6 protein-coding genes are annotated in these 5559 nt (G+C 68.0%); all 6 read right to left on the bottom strand.

Going from position 1 to position 5559, the window contains the following annotated elements; translation table 11 throughout:
- Positions 1-119: 119 nt before the first annotated feature.
- Entirely contained in the window at positions 120-1958 is a 1839-nt protein-coding gene (locus AB4Y84_RS11665) for a chemotaxis protein CheA (RefSeq protein ID WP_442243500.1), read from the bottom strand.
- A 2-nt stretch (positions 1959-1960) separates the two neighbouring features.
- Complete coding sequence (locus AB4Y84_RS11660; RefSeq protein ID WP_025878978.1) at positions 1961-2566, bottom strand: protein phosphatase CheZ; 606 nt, start codon at positions 2564-2566, stop codon at positions 1961-1963.
- The gene (gene cheY / locus AB4Y84_RS11655; RefSeq protein ID WP_005413247.1) at positions 2566-2958 is read right to left on the bottom strand and encodes a chemotaxis response regulator CheY; all 393 of its coding nucleotides are present in this window, start codon (positions 2956-2958) and stop codon (positions 2566-2568) included. The genes AB4Y84_RS11660 and cheY overlap by 1 nt, the downstream gene beginning before the upstream one ends.
- Before the next feature lie 19 nt (positions 2959-2977).
- Positions 2978-3721, bottom strand: coding sequence for an RNA polymerase sigma factor FliA (locus AB4Y84_RS11650; protein ID WP_442250163.1), 744 nt, complete (start codon positions 3719-3721; stop codon positions 2978-2980).
- Positions 3718-4605, bottom strand: a complete 888-nt coding sequence (locus AB4Y84_RS11645; RefSeq protein WP_025878980.1) for a MinD/ParA family ATP-binding protein — start codon at positions 4603-4605, stop codon at positions 3718-3720. The genes AB4Y84_RS11650 and AB4Y84_RS11645 overlap by 4 nt, the downstream gene beginning before the upstream one ends.
- On the bottom strand, positions 4592-5559 hold a 968-nt coding region (gene flhF / locus AB4Y84_RS11640), incomplete at its 5' end, for a flagellar biosynthesis protein FlhF (RefSeq protein ID WP_442250162.1). The genes AB4Y84_RS11645 and flhF, both read right to left, overlap by 14 nt.

The raw sequence follows: 5559 nt of genomic DNA, 5'->3' as shown, positions 1-5559 counted from the left end.
GTATCGGCTTGTATGAATGGGACTTGAGACACCGGGAGAGTCTGGTGTAACGGAGTTCACAGTTTCTTGTGTCGCCAGGCCTGGCCCGGCGCTACGGTGCGCCGGGTTCAGCAACGAGGTCAGTCGTGTGGGCTGCGCAGCCCGTCCACGTCCAGGATCAGTGCCATGCGACCATCGCCGATCAAGGTTGCACCCGCATAACCACGCAGGCCGCGCAGGGCCTTGGGCAGTGGCTTGATGACCACTTCCTCACGCCCGCGCACCTGGTCCACCACCAACCCGAAGCGTGCCTCACCGGCCTGCAGCACGACGATGGTCAGCAGGGGCGAGGCGGCCGGCGTCACATCCAGCCATTGCCGCAGGTCCACCAGCGCCAGCGTGTGCGAGCGGCGGTCAAGCACGGCGCGACCGTCGAACCAGCCCAGCGAGGTGCGCGGCGCATGCAGCACTTCCATCACACGGGCCAGCGGCAGTGCGTAGACGTCTTCGCCGGCCTGCACCAGCAGGGTCGGCAGGATCGCCAGGGTCAGCGGTACGCGGATCATGAAGCGGCTGCCGCGGCCCAGTTCCGACTGGATCTGGATCTGCCCGCTCAGCTCACGGATGCGCGACTGCACCACGTCCATGCCGACGCCGCGGCCGGAAATGTCGGTGACCTGCTGCTTGGTCGAGAACCCTGGCAGGAACACCAGGTGCAGGCATTCCTCGCTGCTCAGGCGGGCGGCGGCTTCCGGATCGATCAGGCCCTTCTCGCGCGCCTTGGCGCGCAGCTTTTCCGGATCGATGCCGGCACCATCGTCCTGCACTTCGATGCTGACGTAGTCGCCTTCCTGCTGTGCCGACAGGCGCACGTGGCCCATCCGCGGCTTGCCCTGCGCTTCGCGCAGGTCAGGCATTTCCACGCCATGGTCGATGGCGTTGCGGACCAGGTGCACCAGCGGGTCGGCCAGCGCTTCGACCAGGTTGCGGTCGAGCTCGGTTTCGGCGCCGATCAGTTCAAGGTCCACTTCCTTCTTCAGCGAACGCGCAACGTCGCGCGCCACCTTCGGGAAGCGCGAGAACACCTTGCCGACCGGTTGCATGCGGGTGCGCATCACCGCCGACTGCAGGCGCGCGGTGGCGATATCCAGCGTGGACACGGCGCGGTCCAGTTCTTCATCGCGCAGGCGCGTGCGAAGCGTCTTCAACCGGTTTCGTGACAGCACCAGTTCGCCGATCAGGTTGACGATGGCATCCAGGCGCTTGGTGTCCACACGCACGGTGTGTTCGGCTTCGGCGACAGGCTTGTTGGGTGCGGGCTTGGCAGCGGGCGCGGCCGGCGCGGGCGCCGGGCGCGGTGCCGGTACGGCGGCAACCGCTGCGGTGGTGTTGCTGCCCGGGGCGGCGCCGCCATGCAGCTGGTCGAGCAATGCCTCGAACTCGTCCTCGCTGATCATGTCGTCGGCCTTCTTCGCCGCCGCCACCGTTGTCGGCGCCTTGCCGCCGTGCAGCTGGTCGAGCAGGGCCTCGAACTCGTCGTCGGTGATCAGGTCGCCACCGCCCGCACCCGGCGTCGCGGCCGCAGGTGCGGCAGCGCCACCGCCATGCACGTCGAACTGGGCGACCAGTTCGGGCGGGGCAAAGCCCGGCTCGGTGCCCGAAGACACCGCGTCAAGCATCGATTGCAGGTAGTCCAGTGACTGCTGGGCGGCATCGAAGTGATGCGCCTGCAGGACGGCCTGGCCGGCGCGTGCGGCGCCCAGTGCTTCCTCGGCGGCGTGGCACAGCTCGACCATTGCGGTGATGCCGAGGAAACCTGCGCCGCCCTTCAGCGTGTGGTAGCCGCGGAATACCGCATTGAGCTGTTCATTGTCCTGCGGTGCCTGTTCCAGCGACACCAGCTGTTCGCCGAGGCGATCCAGGATCTCCTGGGCCTCGATGATGAAATCGGCAGTGATGTCGTCGGCTACTGCGCCCATGGTTACAGCCCCAGATCCGACAACAGGTCGTCGGCGTCGTTCTGCGAGACCGCATGGCGGTCCAGTCCCTTCAGTGCCGGCCCAGCCAGTTCCGGATCGGTGCGATGCTGTTCCGGCGGCAGGCCGAGCGCGCCGAAGCCTTCGTGCACGCGGCGGACGATGCCCACCACGCGACGGATGATCTGCCCGGTCAGGTCCTGGTAGCTCTGGGTCAGGGCGATCTCGGTGAGGTTGTGGCGGATGCGGTCGAGCTGCACGTCCTGGCCCGGCTGCAGGCCGTCGGCGCGCAGCTGTTCGGTCAGGCTGCGGCACTCTTCGGCCAGGTCCAGGGTGCGGTGGGTAGCCTGTTCGGTCATCGCCACCACGTGGTCCAGGCGCGCGCAGGCATCGTCCAGCTCGCCGGCTTCATCGGGCACGGTCGGCAGTTCGCCCAGCGCCTGGCCCAGCTCGCGGGCCAGCCGCGAAAGGCCGCTCATCATCGGCTGGGTGCGCAGCGCGACCAGGCCGTCGATGCGCTGGCGCCACGCGGCCTCGTCGCCGGATTCCAGTGCATCCAGGGCTTCCTGCAGGCGCAGGGCGAGGGCGCTCTTGTCGACCGTGGTATCCATCAAGCGCTGGCCGCCAGGCGTTCGAAGATCTTGCCGAGCTTCTCTTCCAGCGTCTGTGCGGTGAACGGCTTGATGATGTAACCGTTCACGCCGTTCTGCGCCGCTTCGATGATCTGCTCGCGCTTGGCTTCGGCGGTCACCATCAGCACCGGCAGGGTCTTCAGCTTGGCATCGGCACGGATGGCCTTGAGCAGTTCGATGCCGGTCATCACCGGCATGTTCCAGTCGGTGACCACGAAGTCGAACGGCTGGCTCTGCAGCAGCGACAGCGCGGCATGCCCGTCCTCGGCTTCGGCGGTATTGGTGAAGCCCAGATCGCCCAGCAGGTTCTTGACGATACGACGCATGGTCGAGAAGTCGTCGACGATCAGGATGCGCATGTTCTTGTTCAAAGCAGAGTTCCTTTGTTGATCAGCTCTCGAGGCCGGCGTCGGCCGCCTCGAAAATCTTCAGTCGGCCACGCAGGCGCAGGACCGCCTGGCCGTGGATCTGGCAGACCCGCGACTCGCTCACGCCGAGCACTGCGCCGATCTCTTTCAGGTTCAGTTCCTGCTCGTAGTAGAGCGACAGCACCAGCTGTTCGCGCTCGGGCAGGTGGCCGATGGCATTGCCCAGCTCGCGGCCGAATTCACCGCGCTCCAGCACCTGCTGCGGGGTCGGGCCGCCCTGGGCGACGGTGTCCAGCTCGCCCTGGTCTTCAATGCGCGACTCCAGGCTCAGTACCTGGCCGCGCGAGGCGTCCTCCATCAGGCGCAGGTACTCGGGCAGCGGCATCTCCATCGCGGCGGCCACTTCGGTGGCGCTGGCGGCGCGGCCGGTGCTCTGCTCCAGGCGCCGGATGGTGGCCGCAGCGTCACGTGCACGGCGGTGCACCGAACGCGGTACCCAGTCGCCACGACGGATCTCATCGATCATCGAACCGCGGATGCGGATCGAAGCGTAGGTCTCGAACGAGGCACCCTGGTCGGCGTCGTAGCTGCGCGAGGCTTCGATCAGGCCCATCATGCCGGCCTGGATCAGGTCGTCCWCCTCAACGCTGGCCGGCAGGCGTGCGGCCAGATGGTGGGCGATGCGCCGCACCAGGTCCGAGTGCTGGGCGATGACCTCATTGGCCGCCGTGCGCTGGACCTCTCTGTACTGGGCGGCGCCTTTCATGCGGCCACCCCGCGCTGCTTGATGATGCGTTCGAGGAAGAACTCGACGCCGCCGCGCGGCTCGGTCGGTGCCTGCCAGCGGGCGGTGCGGCGGGCGATCTCGGTGATCGCCAGTGCCGACGGGCTGGACGGATAGGCCTTGACCACCGGCTGCTGGCGCTGCACCGACAGGCGCAGCCAGTCGTCCTGCGGCACGCAGCCGAGGTAGTTCAACGAGACATCGGCGAGGAATTTCTCGCAGACGCGGGTCAGCTTCTCGTACAGCACGCGGCCTTCGTTGGGGTCGCGCACCATGTTGGCCACCACCTGGATGCGGTCCACGCCACGTTCGCGCGACAGCACCTTGATCAGCGCATAGGCGTCGGTGATCGAGGCCGGTTCATCGCAGACCACCACCACGGTGTCCTGCGCGGCCTGGCAGAAGGTCAGCACGCCATCGGTGATACCGGCGGCGGTGTCCACCACCATGATGTCCAGCTCGCGCTCCAGTTCGGAGAACACGTTGACCAGGCCGACATGCTCGGCCGGGGCCAGCTCGGCCATGTGCCGGCGGCCGGACGCAGCCGGTACCACCAGCACGCCGTTCGGGCCTTCGATGATCACGTCATCCAGGCTGCAGCGGCCAGCGACCAGGTCGGCCAGGGTGTTGGTGGGGCTCAGGCCCAGGATCACGTCGATGTTGGCCAGGCCCAGGTCGGCGTCCAGCAACAGGGTGCGTTTGCCCATTCCCGCAAGCGCCACGGCCAGGTTGGCCGATACGTTGGTCTTGCCGACGCCGCCCTTGCCGCCGGTCACGGCAATCGTGCGCACAGGGCCGAGCGGCTCGCTGCGGGTCGCCGTCAGCGGGAAGGTGGTGGTCAGCTTGGCGTACTCACGCGACGGCATGGTTCAACTCCGGGTTGCAGGGCATATCGGCCGCGCGGCGCAAATCTTCAAGGCGAAGTACAAGATTGGCTGCACTGGCCCGGTGCAGGTCGTCCGGGACGTCCTGGCCATCGGTCACCCAGGTGATCGGCAGCTTGTGGTCCACTGCCACCGACAGGGCGTTGCCGAAGCGGCCGGTCTCGTCCAGCTTGCTCAGCACCAGGCCCTGCAGGTTGGCCGCGCCGAAGCGGCGGACCACCTCGTCCATGTCGCCGAAGCTGGTGTTGGCCGGCAGTACCAGCAGGGTGCGGACCTGGCGGGCGGCGCGCAGCCACTGCAGCTGGGCGGCCAGCGCACGGTCGCGCGGGCCCAGGCCGGCGGTGTCGATCAGCACCAGCTTGTAGTCCTTCAGGCGTTCCAGCAGCTGGTCCAGGTCGGTGCCGCTGTTGGCCTCGTGCACGGCGATGCCGAGCTGGCGGCCGTAGCCGTACAGCTGTTCGCGGGCGCCGATGCGCATCGTATCGGTGGTGACCAGGGCGACGTCGCGGGCGGCATGGGCTTCGGCGAAGCGCGAGGCCAGCTTGGCGATGGTGGTGGTCTTGCCGGCGCCGGTCGGACCGACCAGGGCGATCACACCGCCTTCCTCCATCGGATCGACCGGGGCGATCGGCAGCTTGCGCGAGATCAGCCCCAGCATCAGGCCGCGGCCGCGATGCGCCTCGGTTTCCAGCGGGATCTGCATGGCCACGTCGCGGGCGATGCCGGCGTCGAAGCCGTACTCGTCCATCAGGTCCAGCGCGGTGGCGCGCACCGGGCTGCCGCGCAGGCGCTCGTCGGTGAAGCGGTTCATCTCGCGCTCGATCACCTGGCGCATGCCGGCCACTTCCTGGCGCAGGTGGCGGATCTCGGCGTCATCGGCGACCAGGGTCAGCGCGGGTGCTGGCGCCAGCGCCGGCATCGGTGCCGGTGCAGCCT

Source organism: Stenotrophomonas sp. 2YAF22, assembly GCF_052114665.1.
Classification (GTDB): domain Bacteria; phylum Pseudomonadota; class Gammaproteobacteria; order Xanthomonadales; family Xanthomonadaceae; genus Stenotrophomonas; species Stenotrophomonas indicatrix.
Note: the sequence above shows the minus strand (reverse complement) of the source record. Positions and strands in the feature narration are given on the sequence as shown.